Annotated in this window: 12 protein-coding genes; 8 read left to right on the forward strand and 4 right to left on the reverse strand. The window is 69.6% G+C overall.

Annotated elements, in window-relative coordinates:
• Positions 1–107 precede the first annotated feature (107 nt).
• Positions 108–860 (forward strand): TetR/AcrR family transcriptional regulator, encoded by a 753-nt coding sequence (locus AC4NMM_RS02570; RefSeq protein WP_096393262.1) that lies wholly within the window; start codon positions 108–110, stop codon positions 858–860.
• 33 nt (positions 861–893) lie between these two features.
• Here the strand turns inward: AC4NMM_RS02570 and AC4NMM_RS02575 are convergent, their stop codons facing one another.
• Positions 894–1,595, reverse strand: a complete 702-nt coding sequence (locus tag AC4NMM_RS02575) for an HD domain-containing protein (protein WP_004596336.1) — start codon at positions 1,593–1,595, stop codon at positions 894–896.
• Positions 1,596–1,775: 180 nt separating this feature from the next.
• On the opposite strand from AC4NMM_RS02575, the gene AC4NMM_RS02580 reads away from it, so the two are divergent.
• Both AC4NMM_RS02580 and AC4NMM_RS02585 read left to right on the forward strand, forming a co-directional pair.
• Positions 1,776–2,702 (forward strand): cation diffusion facilitator family transporter, encoded by a 927-nt coding sequence (locus tag AC4NMM_RS02580; protein ID WP_491923452.1) that lies wholly within the window; start codon positions 1,776–1,778, stop codon positions 2,700–2,702.
• A gap of 69 nt (positions 2,703–2,771) precedes the next feature.
• Complete coding sequence (locus AC4NMM_RS02585; protein WP_491923453.1) at positions 2,772–3,482, forward strand: YqjF family protein; 711 nt, start codon at positions 2,772–2,774, stop codon at positions 3,480–3,482.
• Between the two features lie 592 nt (positions 3,483–4,074).
• Here AC4NMM_RS02585 and AC4NMM_RS02590 read toward each other — a convergent pair.
• The gene (locus AC4NMM_RS02590) at positions 4,075–5,364 is read right to left on the reverse strand and encodes a Glu/Leu/Phe/Val family dehydrogenase (protein WP_491923454.1); all 1,290 of its coding nucleotides are present in this window, start codon (positions 5,362–5,364) and stop codon (positions 4,075–4,077) included.
• Between the two features lie 171 nt (positions 5,365–5,535).
• On the opposite strand from AC4NMM_RS02590, the gene AC4NMM_RS02595 reads away from it, so the two are divergent.
• Positions 5,536–6,000, forward strand: coding sequence for a PH domain-containing protein (locus tag AC4NMM_RS02595; protein WP_491923455.1), 465 nt, complete (start codon positions 5,536–5,538; stop codon positions 5,998–6,000).
• Positions 5,997–8,045, forward strand: a complete 2,049-nt coding sequence (locus AC4NMM_RS02600; protein ID WP_491923456.1) for a PH domain-containing protein — start codon at positions 5,997–5,999, stop codon at positions 8,043–8,045. The genes AC4NMM_RS02595 and AC4NMM_RS02600 overlap by 4 nt, the downstream gene beginning before the upstream one ends.
• Positions 8,046–8,063: 18 nt before the next feature.
• Here the strand turns inward: AC4NMM_RS02600 and AC4NMM_RS02605 are convergent, their stop codons facing one another.
• Entirely contained in the window at positions 8,064–9,254 is a 1,191-nt protein-coding gene (locus AC4NMM_RS02605) for an acyl-CoA dehydrogenase family protein (RefSeq protein WP_491923457.1), read from the reverse strand.
• A gap of 177 nt (positions 9,255–9,431) precedes the next feature.
• On the opposite strand from AC4NMM_RS02605, the gene AC4NMM_RS02610 reads away from it, so the two are divergent.
• Positions 9,432–10,493 (forward strand): phytoene/squalene synthase family protein, encoded by a 1,062-nt coding sequence (locus AC4NMM_RS02610; protein WP_491923458.1) that lies wholly within the window; start codon positions 9,432–9,434, stop codon positions 10,491–10,493.
• Between the two features lie 38 nt (positions 10,494–10,531).
• Here AC4NMM_RS02610 and AC4NMM_RS02615 read toward each other — a convergent pair whose 3' ends face one another.
• Positions 10,532–12,556 (reverse strand): DEAD/DEAH box helicase, encoded by a 2,025-nt coding sequence (locus AC4NMM_RS02615; protein ID WP_491923459.1) that lies wholly within the window; start codon positions 12,554–12,556, stop codon positions 10,532–10,534.
• A gap of 170 nt (positions 12,557–12,726) precedes the next feature.
• Between AC4NMM_RS02615 and tnpA the strand changes: the two genes are divergently transcribed.
• Positions 12,727–13,116, forward strand: coding sequence for an IS200/IS605 family transposase (tnpA, locus tag AC4NMM_RS02620; RefSeq protein ID WP_491923460.1), 390 nt, complete (start codon positions 12,727–12,729; stop codon positions 13,114–13,116).
• Positions 13,113–14,351 (forward strand): RNA-guided endonuclease InsQ/TnpB family protein, encoded by a 1,239-nt coding sequence (locus tag AC4NMM_RS02625; RefSeq protein ID WP_491923461.1) that lies wholly within the window; start codon positions 13,113–13,115, stop codon positions 14,349–14,351. Before tnpA ends, AC4NMM_RS02625 begins: the two co-directional genes overlap by 4 nt.
• Positions 14,352–14,446 lie beyond the last annotated feature (95 nt).

The raw sequence follows: 14,446 nt of genomic DNA on the forward strand, positions 1-14,446 counted from the left end.
TGACGCGTCGGGTCGAGTCATACGTTGCTGTCAGGGGCCCGCGGCATAAGCGTGTTGAATGAACGTTCAATCAGGACCGATATATACCGGACCCCTCTATGCGTCGTATGAACGACCCGTTCGCGGAGCCGTCGGACACTCGACAGGCGATCCTCGGCGCGGCGTTCCGCGCGCTCTGTGAACACGGGTACGCGAACGTCACGATCCAGCGGATCGGCGACGAGTTCGACAAGAGCCCCTCGCTCGTCTACCACCACTACGACGGGAAAGACGACCTGCTGATCGACCTCCTCGGCTTCCTGCTCGACGAGTTCGAGGCGTCCGTCGCGGACGGGGCCGTCGCGGACCCGTCGGGAGCGGATGCGGCTGCCGCGGAGGAGGACGCGCCGGAGATGGCCCCCGAGGAGGCCTTCGAGCGCTCTGCGCGGGAGCAGCTCGACGGCTACCTCACGGCCGCCGTCGACCCCGCGTCGCTCGACGACGCGTACGCGCCCGACGAGCGGTTCGTCACGGTGATGACCGAACTCCGCTCGCAGGCCGCGAGCGACGAGGCGTACCGCGACCACTTCGACCGCAGCGACCGCGTATTCGGAGAGTACCTCGAACGGCTCGTGCGCGAGGCGGCGGCCGAGGTCGCCGGCGGCGGCGCCGGAGTGGCGGACGACGACGCGTCCGATGCCTCGCCCGACGCCGTCACCGCGTCGGAGGTGGCCGCGACGCTCCAGACGTTCGCGACCGGCGGGATGTTCCGCTGGGCGACGACGAACGACGAGGCGTGGATCGCGGGCTCCCGCGCCGGGATCGACCGGTACTTGGAGGCGATGCTCCCGCTCGTCGAAACCAGCGCTTCGGGCGAGTAGGGCCGGAAGCGTCGTTTCGGGGCCGAGACGCGCTCAGCGGTCGGTAACGCCTTCGGCGTCCATTCGCGAGACCTCCTCTTCGAGCCACTCGCGGAGCCACTTCACGCGCTTGATGCGCTGGTGCGCGATGCTCTCGGCGGTGTCGGAGACGACGCGCTCGGTGTGGTCGTGGGCGCGCTGGAGCACGCGGTCGACCATCTTCGCGGCGTCCATGTGCGTGCGCGACTCGTACCCCATCCGCAACAGCATGAGGACGGCGCCGTTGGCGCCGACCTTGTCGAGCACGTCGGCCTCGATCAGACACCGGCTCTCCAAGGGCACGTCGTCGAGGTCGCCCGTGTACGAGTGGTCGACGACCGCCCCGCACACCTCCTCGATGAACGACTCGGGGTAGTTGCCGCGGCTCTGGAGGTACTCGCGGGTGACGCGCGCGCCGGCCTCCGCGTGGACGTCCTGTTCGGCCTCCAGCTTCGCGACATCGTGGAAGACGGCCGCGACCCGCACGACGTCCACGTCGGCGCCCTCGGCCTCGGCGATTTCCGTCGCGAGGTCGACGACGTTGAGGATGTGGTTGAACCGGTACGACGCCGAGTGCCACGGGTACCAGCGCATCCGTCCGCCGTCGTCCTCGCCCTCGACGCTGGCCGCGAGGTAGTCGCGGACGAACCCCTTCATCTCCTCGAAATCCTCGTCGCTCACCTCCGTTTCCTTAATTTCGACGCCCACCGGGACCACCTCGGGCGAAAAGATCGTGATTCATTACCGTCACCGAGGAGCGTTTCGGTCTTAGGCGTTACGACGGAGTCTCGCGCCGATGCGTCGGCGGACGGCCGTCGAGGGAAGCGGCCGTCGGCCGATCGGAGTGCGTCGACGCGACGCGGGACGCTTAACAGGGTCGCGGGCGCATCGACCTCTATGTCGAGCCCCTTCGGGAGCGGCGACCGCGCTCGGTTCCAGCGGGCGGCGGCGGTGAACGTCGCCGGCAACGCGGTGAAGATCGCCGTCGAGGGGGCGGTGGGGATCACGTTCGGCAGCGTCGCGCTGGTGGCCGACGCCGCCCACTCCGTCGCCGACCTCGTCGCGAGCGCGGTCGTGTTCGTCTGGGGGGGCTCGCGGTACGAGAGCGCCGACGAGACGCACCCGCACGGCCACCAGCGGATCGAGCCGCTGACGGCGCTGCTCGTCGGCGCGACCATCCTCGTCCTCGGGCTCCTCCTGTTGCGCGAGTCGGTCCTCGGGCTGCTCGGGACGCACAGCCCGCCCCGGAAGAGCCTCCTCCTCGTCGCCGCGCTGCTGTTCGCGATGGCGGACATGTACCTGCTGTACTGGTACACGGAGCTGGTGAACGCCGACCTCGGCTCGACGGCGCTCGCCGCCCTCGCGGTCGACTGCCTCAACGACATCTACACCACGATCGCCGCGCTCGTCGGCGTGTTCGGCGTGTTCCTCGACGTCCCGATCCTCGACCCGGTCGCGGGCGCGCTCGTCAGCGTCCTCGTCGTCTACCAGGGGGTCGAGATCGGCCGCGAGAACGTCACCTACCTCGTGGGCGCCGCGCCGCCGCCGGGCGACCGCGAGCGCGTCGTCGCCGCGCTCCGCGATCACCCCGCGGTCGAGGGGGTCCACGACCTCACCGTGTTCTACGACGGGACCGACCTGGAGGTCGAGGTCCACGTCGAGGTCGACGGCGAGATGACGCTCCGAGAGGCCCACGACGTGGAGACGGACCTCGTCACGAGCCTGCGCGCGCTGGAGGACGTCGGCGACGTCCATGTCCACCTCGACCCCTCGGGGCTGGGCGAGTGGAAGGACGCGCCGGAGGGGCCGGACGTCGTGGAGTGAGCCCGCGCGAACTGCACTGAAACCGCCGGCGGCGTGCGGGTTTTGCTCCTTCGGTCCCTACGATCCGACATGCTCGGCCGCCGCTTGCTGGAGATGACGTGGCGCGACGCGCTGTTCTGTCACTGGCCCGTCGATCCCGCCGTCGTCTCCGCCACGCTCCCCGACCGGCTCTCGGTCGCCACCCACCGAGGCGACGCGTACCTGAGCGTCGTCGCCTTCGTGATGGACGACATCCGTCCGCGCGGGGCGCCCGTCGGGCTCTCGTTCCCGGAGCTCAACCTCCGGACCTACGTCGAGGGCCCCGGCGGTCCGGGCGTCTACTTCTACAACCTCGACGCGGCCGACCGGATCGGCGTCGCGGCCGCGCGGCGTCTGTTCGCGCTCCCGTACTACCGCGCGGCGATGGACGTGTCTCGCCCCGAAGCCGCCGATCGCTCGGAGCGCGCGAGCGCCCCCGTTCGGTTCACCAGCCGCCGGACCCACCCCGGCGTGCCCCACGCGCGGTTCGACGCGACCTACGAGCCGACGGGCGAGGCGTTCGCGGCCGAGCCGGGGTCGCCCGACGAGTTCCTCGCCGAGAACTACCGGTTCTACGCCGCGGGGAACCGACTGTACTGCGGGGAGATCGCTCACGACCCGTGGCGGCTCCGCGAGGCGACCGTCGACCTCCGGGCGAACACCCTGTTCGAGGCGAACGGGTTCGACCGGCCCGACGGCGACCCGATCGTCCGCTACGCGGAGCCGATCGAGGTGGGCGCGGACCGGATCCGATCGGTCTGACGAACGGTATTTAAATGATCACGAGCGACGACGGCGATTACTTATAAAGAGCGGTGCGGTGGCGCGCCCCGGTGAGCGGCCCGGAGGGCCGCGAACCGCGAGGGACCTTCGGTCCCTCTGGCAGCCGGCGCGTAGCGCCGGCGACGCCGGTGCGAGGGAGTCGGTCGCCCGGAGCGAAGCGGAGGGCGACCGACGAGGCTGGGGAGGCGTGAGGTGCTGTGCGGAGCGGTGCGGGGTGGGACTCAAAGGGGCAGTCGCGAGGACGAAGCACGGCGACGGAAGCACCGCAGCGAGTGAGCGGAGCGAACGAGCGAGGAGCGCACCGAGCCGCGCGAGTCCTCGCGACTGGGGCTTTGGAGGCGTTCACCGCCGATCCAAGGTGACTCAGTTATAAACGAGTGGCTGGGGCTTTGGAGGCATTCACCGCCGATCCAAGGTGACTCAGTTATAAACGAGTGGCTGGGGCTTTGGAGGCGTTCACCGCTTCGTCTATCACTTATAAACGGCCGGCAACGGAACCGAGAGTCTGGTTATAAACAACCACGCGACTACCCCGATTCGATAACCCTCGCTAACGCTCGTCGCTCGCCGGCTACGGGAACAGGCCGCGGTACTCGTGGGCCCTCGCCGTGCGCTCCAGCGCGAGCGTGTACGCCGCGGTCCGCAGGTCGGGGAGGTCCTTCGTGTCGTACTGCTCGATCGTCTCGTCGAACGCCGTACCGATGCGGCGCTCCAGCTCGGCGTTAACCGTCTCCAGCGGCCAGGAGAACTCCTGTGCGTTCTGGACCCACTCCAGGTACGAGACGATGACGCCGCCCGCGTTCGCGAGGATGTCCGGCACGACCTGGATGTCGCGCTCGGAGAGCGCCTCGTCGGCGGCGACCGTCGTCGGCCCGTTCGCGGCCTCGACGACCGCCGACGCGCGGAGTTCGTCGACGTTGTCGGCGGTGATCACGCCCTCGACGGCGGCCGGGATGAGGACGTCGACGTCGAGGGTCAGAAGCTCCGCGTTGGTGATCGCGTCCGGGTCGTCCCAGCCGGAGCCGTCCGCGTTCCCGCGGTACTCGCCCGCGACGTACTCCTCGATCAGCCCGCCGGCGTCGACGTGCGCGCCGAGCGCCGCCACGTCGAGGCCGTCCGGGTCGTACGCCGCGCCCGACACGTCGGAGGTGGCGACCACGTTGGCGCCGGACTCGTCGAGGAGCCGGGCCGCGTTCGACCCGACGTTGCCGAACCCCTGGATCGCGACGGAGGCGTCGGAGAGGTCGCGGTCGAGGTACTCGAAGAGCCGCTCGGTGACGAGCGAGACGCCGCGGCCGGTCGCCTCCACGCGACCCGGCGTCCCGCCGATCTCCAGCGGCTTCCCCGTGACGACCTGCGGGATGGAGTGTCCCTCGTACATCGAGTAGGTGTCCATCATCCACGCCATCGTCTGCGGGTTCGTGTTCATGTCCGGGGCCGGCACGTCGGTCTCGGGGCCGATCATCCGACGGATCCCCTCGGTGTACCGGCGGGTGAGCCGTTCGAGGTCCTGGTCGGTGAGCTCCTTCGGCTCGCAGATCACGCCGCCCTTCGCGCCGCCGTACGGGAGGTCGACCAGCGCCGTCTTCCAAGTCATCCACCCGGCGAGCGCCTCGACCTCGCGCTGCGTGACCGAGGGGTGGAACCGGACGCCGCCCTTGAACGGTCCGCGGGCGCTGTCGAACTGACACCGGTACCCCTCGAACACCTCGACCTCGCCGGACTCCAGCCTGACCGGGAGCGTCACCTTCAGCGTGCGCTCCGGGTGTTTGAGCCGCTCGAACACCCCGTGATCCACGTCTGCGTACTCCTCGGCGCGGTCCATCTGGGCGAGCATGTTCTCGAACGGGTCGTCGGCCATGGCCGGGACGACTCGATGACGGGTGATATCGGTTTCGGCAAGTATCGCCTCCGAAAGAGAGTGTCTCACACGATCTTTCGTCCGTTCTCCTCGGCCGTTTCCGGCCGGACTTATACGTCGGGGCCGTCAACCGCCGTTCATGACACACGGACACGCGACGGGGGACCGTCGATGACGACGCAGACGCTTCACCCCCGAGTCCAGGTCGTGTGGGTCCTCCGCGCAGTGCTGCTCTCGGCGCTGGTCACCGCCCCGTTCGCCGCCGGCGCGTACCTCGAGTACCTCCCGCGGTGGGCGCCGGTCGCCGTCGGGGTCGTCGCCCTGACGCTCACCGTCGCGCACGCGCTGCTCCGCTACCGCCGCTGGAGCTACGAGATCCGCGAGGACGCGATCTACCTCGACCGCGGCGTGGTCACGCAGGTGCGGACGACGGTGCCGCTGGTGCGGATCCAGCACGTCGACTCCCGCCGCGGCCCGATCGAGCGGACCGTCGGACTCGCCTCCTGCGTCGTGTACACGGCCGGCTCGCGGGGCGCGGACGTTCGGATCCCGGGGCTGACGCCGGACGGCGCGAGCGACCTCCGCGAGGAGCTGAAGCGGCTGGCGATCCGCGCCGACGGGGAGGACGCGGTGTGAAGTTAGCGCCGCAGTCGGTCCCGTACCGCGCGCTCCAGAAGGCGGCCGGGACCGCCGTCGCGCTGTTCGTCATCGTGAACAGCGGCGGGTTCGGCCTCCCGCTCGCGGTCGGCGGGGGGGTCGCAATCGTCCTCGCCACCCTCGCGTACGAGGTCGCGTACTACCGCCGGTTCGAGTACGTCCTCACGGAGGACACGCTCGACATCTCCTCCGGCGTCATCTCGCGGCGCGAGCGGGAGATCCCGTACCGGCGGATCCAGAACGTCGACGTGAGCCGCGGCGTGCTCCAGCGCGCGATCGGCGTCGCCGCGGTCGACTTAGAGACCGCCGGCGGCTCCAGCACGGAGGGGTCGATCCGGTTCGTCACGCCCGCGGAGGCGACGCGGCTCCAGCGCGAGGTCCAGCGCCGGAAGTCGGGCTCGACCCGCCGAGGCGACGCCGGCGAGGGGACCGCGGCCGAGTCCGACACGCTCGACCGCGGGCGCGACGACGCGTTCGCGCCCGACGAGGAGGAGCTGTTCGCCATCTCGCCGAGCGAGCTGGCCTTAGTCGGGGCGCTGTCGTTCGACGGTCGCCTGATCGGCCTGCTGGCGTTCCTGAGCTCCGGGTCGTTCCCGGTGCTGTCGAGCTTCCTGCCGGAGACGTCGGCCGCCGCGCTCACCGCGACGGCGTTCGTCGGCGTGGCGGCGCTTTTCATCGCGTCGTGGCTCATCGGCGCGGGCGTCGCCTTCTCGAACTACTACGGCTTCCGGCTCTCTCGCGCCGGCGACGAACTCCGGTACGAGCGCGGGCTGTTCCGCCGGTACAGCGGGTCGATCCCGACCGAGAAGGTCCAGACGCTGCGGATCACCGACAACCCCGCCAAGCGCGCGCTCGGCTACGCGAGCCTCTCGATCGAGACCGCGGGGTACGCCCCCGGACAGGACTCGGAGTCCGGCAACCAGTCCGCCGTGCCGATCGCCGCGACGGAGCGCGTCTACCGGCTCGCACACGAGATCGAGTCGTTCGGAACGCCGGATTTCAACCGGCCGCCGAAGCGGATCCGGTGGCGGTACGTCATTCGGTACGCGCTGGTCGTCGGGGTGCTCACGGCCGTCGCGTACGGCGTGGACTGGTACGTCTCGCCGTCGCTCCCGTGGTACGGCGTCGCCGCGCTCCTCGTCGTCGTCCCGCCCGCGGCGCACCTGAAGTGGAAGCACCGCGGCTACTGGGTGGGCGAGGACCACCTGCTCACGCGGAACGGCTTCTGGAGCCGGACCGTCGCCGTCGTCCCGTACTACCGGATCCAGAACGTGATCGACAGCCGGACCGTCTTTCAGCGCCGGTGGGGCGTCGCGACGATCGTCGCCGACACGGCGGGGACCAGTTCGCTGACCGGCAGCGACGCCGCGGCCGTCGACTTCGAGATCGACGAGGCCGAGGACCTGAAGGAGACGCTCACCGAGCGCCTCGCGACCGCCGTCGCCGAGCGGCGCGGCGAGGGGACCGACTCGTTCGAGTGGATCGAGGCGGACGCGGACGCGACGCCGGCGGAGGCGGCATCCGGGAACGCGACGCCGGCGGAGACGGCGTCCGGGAACGCGACACCGACGGAGACGTCGGCCGCGGACGCACCGTCGACGGACACGGCGCCCGGGGACGCCTCGCCGGCGGAAGAAGCGTCCGAGGACGCGCGGACCGGCGGGGAGCGCGCTGACGAGACCGAGCAGAACGGCGACGACCGTCCCGGCGCCGCGAGCGGCGGGGAATCCTCCGACGAAACCGAGGCCGACGACGCGCCGGAGATCCCCGAGGACGGCGTCGTTCGCCCGGACTTCTCGCCGAGCGACCGCGACTACTCGGAGCCCGCGGAGCGGATCGACACGGGCGGATACGCGGTCGACCAGAACCCCTCGGACGCCGACGTCGCGCACGGGCCCGGCACCGAGAGCGACGAGCAAGAGCCGGCCGATGACGATGGATCGGGCGACGACGGCGAAAGGGACGACGACGAAGAGACGGACGAGGAACCCGGCACGGGCGACGACGGCGAGCCGCGCCCGTAACCGACGCGGCCGGCGGCCTTACTCGTCGAGCAGCTGCTGAGCGATCGTGTTCCGCAACACTTCGCTCGTACCTTCGTAGATCTCCGAGAGCTTCGCGTCGCGGTAGAAGCGCTCGGCGGGGAAGTCCTTGGTGTAGCCGTAGCCGCCGTGGATCTGGATCCCCTCGTTGGCGACCTCGCGAGCGATCTCGGAGGCGTACAGCTTCGCCTGCGCGGCCTCCTTGATGTACTCCTCGTCGCGCATCTTCAGGTCGGCCGCCTCGTGCATCAGCAGCTCCGCGGCGCGGGCCTTCGTGTCCATGTCCGCGAGCTTGTGCTGGATGGCCTGGAAGTCGGAGATCGGGCGGTCGAACTGCTCGCGCTGTTGCGCGTACTCCTTCGCCTCGTCGAGCGCGGCGCGCGCGATGCCGACCGACCGGGCCGCGATCGTGATCCGGCCGCCGTTGAGCGTCTTCAGCGCGTGGACGAACCCCTCGCCCTCCTCGCCGAGCAGCCGGTCTTCGGGGATCCACATGTCGTCGAACCGCAGCTCGGCGGTCGGACACCCCTTGTCGCCGAGCTTGTCCTCCGTCCCCTCGACGACGAACCCGTCGTCCTCCTCGGGGCGCACGACGAACGACGAGATACCCTTCCGGCCGGCGTCGGGGTCGGTCTTGGCGAACAGCGTGACCGTGTCGGCGACGGAGCCGTTCGAGATCCACAGCTTCCCGCCGTTGACGAGGTACCCGTCGCCGTCGCGCTCCGCGGCGACGCCGCTCCGTTCCGAGGCGCTCCGCGCCTCGCGCTCGGCCGTGGTCGACATCGCCGGCACGTCCGAGCCGGCCTCGGCCTCCGAGAGCGCGAACGCACCGATGTCCTCGGCCGTGTTCAGGGCGGTGAGGTACTCCTCCTTCTGCGCCTCGTCGCCGAACTCGTAGATCATGTTGCCGGCCAGCGACGTGTGGGCCGCGACGACGGTCCCGAGCCCGCCCGAGCCGCGGGATATCTCTTCGAGCCCGATCGCGTAGCTGTGGTAGTCGAGGCCGGCGCCCTCGTACTCGACCGGGAACGGCATCCCCATGAGGCCGAGGTCGGCCATCTCCTCGACCAGGTCGGCGGGGAACTCGTCGGCCTCGTCGATCTCGGCCGCGCGGGGGACGACCTCCTCGTCGACGAACGCCGCGACCGTGTCGCGGATCTGACGCTGCTCTTCGGTGAGCGTGAACTCCATGTCGGGGCGTTCGGGCGGGCGGACTTAGCCGTTTCCACACGGTTGTACACGGGTCGGCGGTTCGTCGGCGCGGGCGGGGACCGAGTCGTGCGGTTTCGTCCGGTCGTCCCGCGGGCAGCGCCCGACGGACGTTCCACGAGGGTTTTTATGCGTTGTGCCGTAAAGGCTGGCAACTGAATGAGCGGACGAGAACACGGCCCCGCGGAGGCCGACCTCGCGTGGTGTCACGAGGCGGTCCAGGGGGTCTCGCGGACCTTCGCGCTGACGGTCGACGTGTTGGAGGAACCGATGGCGTCGCAGATCTGCGTCGGCTACCTCCTCTGTCGCGTCGCCGACACGGTCGAGGACGCCGGGCACATCCCGCCGGACGCCCAGAGCGACGTGTTGCGGACCTATCGGCGAGCGATCGACCCGGACGACGGGAGCGACATCGGCGAGTTCCGCGAGGCGGTCGACGAGTGGCTGCCCGAGGAGCGCGACGACGACTGGACCGTCGTCGCCGAGGCGCCCACCATCGCCGCGACGTTCGAGGAGCTCGACCCCGAGGCGCAGGAGGCCATCGTGCCGCCCGTACTGGAGATGGTCGACGGGATGGCGATGTTCGTCGACCGCCACGCCACCGAGGGCGGGCTCCGCATCGACGACCGCGACGAGCTGGAGCAGTACTGCTACTACGCGGCCGGCACCGTCGGCAACCTCATCACGAACCTCCTCACCCGCGGCGACATCGGCGAGGAGCGCGCGGAGCGCCTGCGGGAGACCGCCGAAGAGTTCGGGCTCCTCCTCCAGCTCGTGAACGTCTCGAAGGACGTATACGACGACTACACCGAGGAGAACAACGTCTACCTCCCCGCCGAGTGGCTGGAGGCCGAGGGGGTCGACCAGGAGCGCGTCGTCCACCCCGAGAACCGCGAGTCGTCCGCGCGCGTCGTCGACCGCACCGCCGACTACGCCCGCTCGTTCCTCGACGACGCGCAGGCGTACCTGGAGACGATGCCGCTCTCGAACGGGAACACGATGGAGGCGTGGACCGTCCCGTACCTGCTCGCGGTCGGCACCCTCCGCGAGCTCGGGAGCCGCCCGGAGGACGCGCTCACCGAGACCGGCGTGAAAGTGTCTAGACAGGAGGTGTTCGCGGTGATGTCGGCCGCGAGCGACGTTGGCCGCGACTCGCTCGCGGAGCTGCGACAGACCATCGCCCGGACCCCGTTCCACCGCGCGGTCGGGTCGGCCGACTGAGCGTCGACGCCGGGGCAACGGTTCTCCTCGTCCGTTTCTCACAGCCGCGACCGCGCCCGCGACACCGCGGGGACGCTGACCCCGATCGTCTCCCCGAGCGCCTCGGCCGCGCTCAGGAGCCACTCCGCGCGCTCGACCCGCGAGTCGAGGTCGCCGGGCCCGATCCGGTAGCGCTCGACCAGCTCCTCGACGGTCGCACCGCCGATCCACTCGTCGAGGATGCGCGCCGTCTTCACCGACTCCAGCCACGCCTCGAAGTCCTCCGGCTCGGTCATGTCCGTGGTGAGGTGCGCGGCGTTCGTCCGGGCGAACTGGTAGACGTCGGCGCGCTCGGCGTTCCCGAGGTACGTGTCCTGCATGTCCGGCGTGTCGCAGATCACCTCGAAGGCGGTGAGCGTCGTCGCCGACATGTCGGCGGCCGCGCGGAGCCCGGCGACGATCCGCTCGCCCGTCTCGGGACGGACGTACTGCTTCGAGGTCGTCTCGCCGACCGCGGTCGCGACGAGCCGGTAGTCCTCGACGCCGCCCGTCTCCCGGGCGACCATCCCGGCCGCGACGAGGTCGTCGACCGCGACGGCGACGGCGTCCGCGAGGCCGCCCGCCCCCGTCTCGCGGGCGTAGAACGTCCCCTCGAACACGTCGAGGATCTCCGACTCGGTCGCCGCGAACCCGGTCGCGACCGCCGCGAGGACGTGGGTCCGGAGCGCCCCCGGGTCGGCGAGCTGCGACTCGACCGCCTCGGGCTCGCCCTCGACGTACCGCTCGCGGACCTCGTCGCGCGTGTCCGCGTCGGCGACGAGGACCGCCTCGCCGTGGGGGTCGAGCCCCGGACGCCCCGCGCGGCCGCACATCTGGTGGACCTCCAGCGTCGGGATCCACGCCATGCCGCCCTCCCCGTACCGTCGCTGGTCCCGAACGACGACGCGGCGGGCGGGGACGTTGACGCCGGCCGCCAGCGTCGGGGTGGCGCAGATACAGGCCACGTCGCGCTCGCGGAACGCCGACTCGACGACCGCGCGGTGCCCCGAGCGGAGGCCAGCGTGGTGGAACGCGACCCCTGCGCGCAGGCAGTCCCCGAGCTGCCGGCCGGTCAGCGTGCCGTCCACGTCGGTCGCGTCCTCGGCCGCCGCCGCGGCCGCTCCCTCGACCCCCAGCGCCGCCGCGAGCCCCTCGTCCGCGAGCCGCTCCGCGAGGTCGACCGCCTCGCGGCGGGAGCGGACGAACGCGAGGCACTGGCCGCCGTCGGCGACCGCGTCGGCGACCAGGGCGGCCGTGACCTCCGTGGGGTCGTGATCTTCCTCCGGGTCGGCAACCTCGTCGCCGGCCACACCGTCGGCGTCGGTCGCACCGTCGGCGTCGGTCGCACCGCCGTCGCTTTCCGCCTCGCCGGCGGCCGCGACCTCGACCGACAGGCTCGTGCCGTCGTCGAACGCGACCTCGCCGCCGACCGCGACGCCGGTCCGGAGCTCGACCGGGCGCCAGTCGGACTCGACGAGGGCGGCGTCGAGCCAGTCCGCGATCGCCTCCGGGTTGTCGACCGTCGCCGACAGCGCCACCGTCTGGAGGTCGGGATTCCGGCGCCGGAGCGTCGCCAGCGTCACTTCGAGGGTCGGTCCGCGCCGCTCCGCGCCGAGCAGGTGGACCTCGTCGACGACGACGCACGCGAGTTCGTCGACCCACGAGGCGCCGTTGCGGATCGCGGAGTCCACCTTCTCGCTCGTGGCGACGACGACGTCGTTGCCCGCGAGCGCCTCGCCCGTCGCGTCGAAGTCGCCGGTGGAGATGCCAACGTCGACCCCGGGTAGCGCCGCGAACGTCTCGTACTTCTCGCGGGCGAGCGCGCGGAGCGGACAGACGTACAGCCCGGGACCGTCCGCGGTCAGGAGCGCGAGCTGGGCGACGAACGTCTTCCCCGACGCGGTCGGCACCGCGGCGACGACGTCGGCGCCCTCGCAGACGCCCGCGTCGACCGCCGCGCGCTGCGGCGGGTACAGCTCGCGCACGCCGCGCTCGGCGAAGTGGTCGACGACGGGCTGAGACAGCGGCAGGTCCCGGACGCGCATGTACCGCTCGTTCGTCGGGACCGGTGATAAAGATACGAGGGAATACCCCCGTCTTTAGGCGGGGGTCAAGCGGACAATAGCTGACACACCCACCGACGACGCTATGGCCGGATTTCCAACCGTTCTATCAGTAGCATTAAAACGCCGACAGACTATAGTATGCGATACGGATGAAGACCACACGGCATGCGACCTATAACCTCAATTATCACATAGTGTGGTTGCCGAAGTACCGCAACTCGGTACCCAAAGGCGAGGTCGCCAGCCGCGTCCGGTCCATCCTCCACGAGATAGCCGACAACAAGGGCGTCGAAATTCTTGACCTCACCGTCCAGCCCGATCACGTTCACCTCTTCGTCAGTAGTCCACCCAAGAACGAACCGGCGCTCCTCGCCAACTGGTTCAAGGGGATTTCCTCGCGCAAGTACAACCACCGCTACGCCGACCACGACGGCGAGAAAATCGGATGGGCGCGAGGGTACTACGCAGGGACCGCCGGGCACGTTTCGAGTGAGACTGTCGAGAACTACATCCAGCAACACAAGGAGGGCGATTCGTGACCGAACTCACGAAGACGCTTGAACTCAAGCTTGTGGACCCGAACGCCCACAAGCGGCGGAAACTCCAAGAGACACGAAAGGCATACCGGCACGCCCTCCAAGACGCCTTCGACCAGAACTGTACCACACAGACCGAAGCGAACGACGTGGTGGTCACCTACGATCTGAGCGGGTACGCGAAGAACGCGCTCAAAAAATACGTCCCGCAACTCACGACGACCTACAACGCGGACGAACTTCACGACGACCACCCTGTTCGATTCACCAACGAAGGGCTACGGCTCGATCACAAGCCCGAGAACGCTATCGAGTGGTACGTCAAGATTCCGCACCACGAGGACTACCACCTCTGGCTGCCAGCACAGCCGAATCCCGAACAACGAGACTGGCTCGAAGCGGTGAACGCTGGGGACGCGGAGATGGGGGAGAGTCGGCTGTTCGAGCGAGACGGAACGTGGTATCTCCACGTCACCGCCACCCGCGACGTGGGGGAACGCTCTGAGGCGGCCGCCGAAGAACGGACGCCTATCGGAGTGGACATCGGGGAAGCGTCACTCGTCACGGTGTGTCACCGCGACGACCACGGTTCTCCGACCGCGCCAGAACCGTGGGCCGACGAGGGAAAGACCGTTCGTCGGCTCCGCAAGACCTATTTCACCGCCAAGCGCCGACTCCAGACACGGGAAAGCGAGCGGATCGCGGAGTCGTTCGGGGACGACCTGTGGAACCAGATAGACGACGTGTTCCACCGCGTCACCCGCAACGTCGTGGAGTACGCAGAGTCCGTCGAGAATCCCGTGCTGGTTCTGGAAGACCTGACGTACATCCGGGAATCGATGGACTACGGCGAGTATATGAATCGGCGTCTCCACGGGTGGGGATTTGCCAAACTCCACGCGCAGATACGCTACAAGGCCGTTGAGAAGGGTATCCCCGTCGAGACGGTGAATCCACGCAACACGTCGAAGGAGTGCCACGCTTGCGGTGAGGTAGGATACCGCCCGCGACAGGCGACGTTTAAGTGTACGAACGACGCTTGCTGGATGGGCGAGTACCAAGCGGACGTGAACGGCGCGATTAACATCGCAGACCGCTACCTCAGCGGAGAGAGCCATTCAAGAGAACACACGGATGGCGATGACTCGGCTGAGGATGGGGGGCGTTTGACCGCCCCGCAAGACAGCCACGCCGATGCTGAGACCCAGCAGGCGACGCGTGGAACGAATGCGTCTTGAAACCGTCAGGCCACGCTCGGCCTGAAATCCCGTGGTGGGATTCCCGCGTCTTCAGACGCGGGAGGAGGTCAAAAAGAGTCGGCGGCGTCCCCCTC

The organism is Halorubrum sp. SD41 (assembly GCF_058630335.1).

What these genes read in the sequence shown, in the direction of transcription:
- AC4NMM_RS02610 (WP_491923458.1), top strand. Translation starts at nt 9,432, where the DNA reads ATGAGCGGACGAGAACACGGCCCCGCGGAGGCCGACCTCGCGTGGTGT.
- AC4NMM_RS02595 (WP_491923455.1), top strand. Translation starts at nt 5,536, where the DNA reads ATGACGACGCAGACGCTTCACCCCCGAGTCCAGGTCGTGTGGGTCCTC.
- AC4NMM_RS02605 (WP_491923457.1), bottom strand. Translation starts at nt 9,254, where the DNA reads ATGGAGTTCACGCTCACCGAAGAGCAGCGTCAGATCCGCGACACGGTC.
- AC4NMM_RS02615 (WP_491923459.1), bottom strand. Translation starts at nt 12,556, where the DNA reads ATGCGCGTCCGGGACCTGCCGCTGTCTCAGCCCGTCGTCGACCACTTC.
- AC4NMM_RS02585 (WP_491923453.1), top strand. Translation starts at nt 2,772, where the DNA reads ATGCTCGGCCGCCGCTTGCTGGAGATGACGTGGCGCGACGCGCTGTTC.
- AC4NMM_RS02580 (WP_491923452.1), top strand. Translation starts at nt 1,776, where the DNA reads ATGTCGAGCCCCTTCGGGAGCGGCGACCGCGCTCGGTTCCAGCGGGCG.
- tnpA (WP_491923460.1), top strand. Translation starts at nt 12,727, where the DNA reads ATGAAGACCACACGGCATGCGACCTATAACCTCAATTATCACATAGTG.
- AC4NMM_RS02590 (WP_491923454.1), bottom strand. Translation starts at nt 5,364, where the DNA reads ATGGCCGACGACCCGTTCGAGAACATGCTCGCCCAGATGGACCGCGCC.
- AC4NMM_RS02570 (WP_096393262.1), top strand. Translation starts at nt 108, where the DNA reads ATGAACGACCCGTTCGCGGAGCCGTCGGACACTCGACAGGCGATCCTC.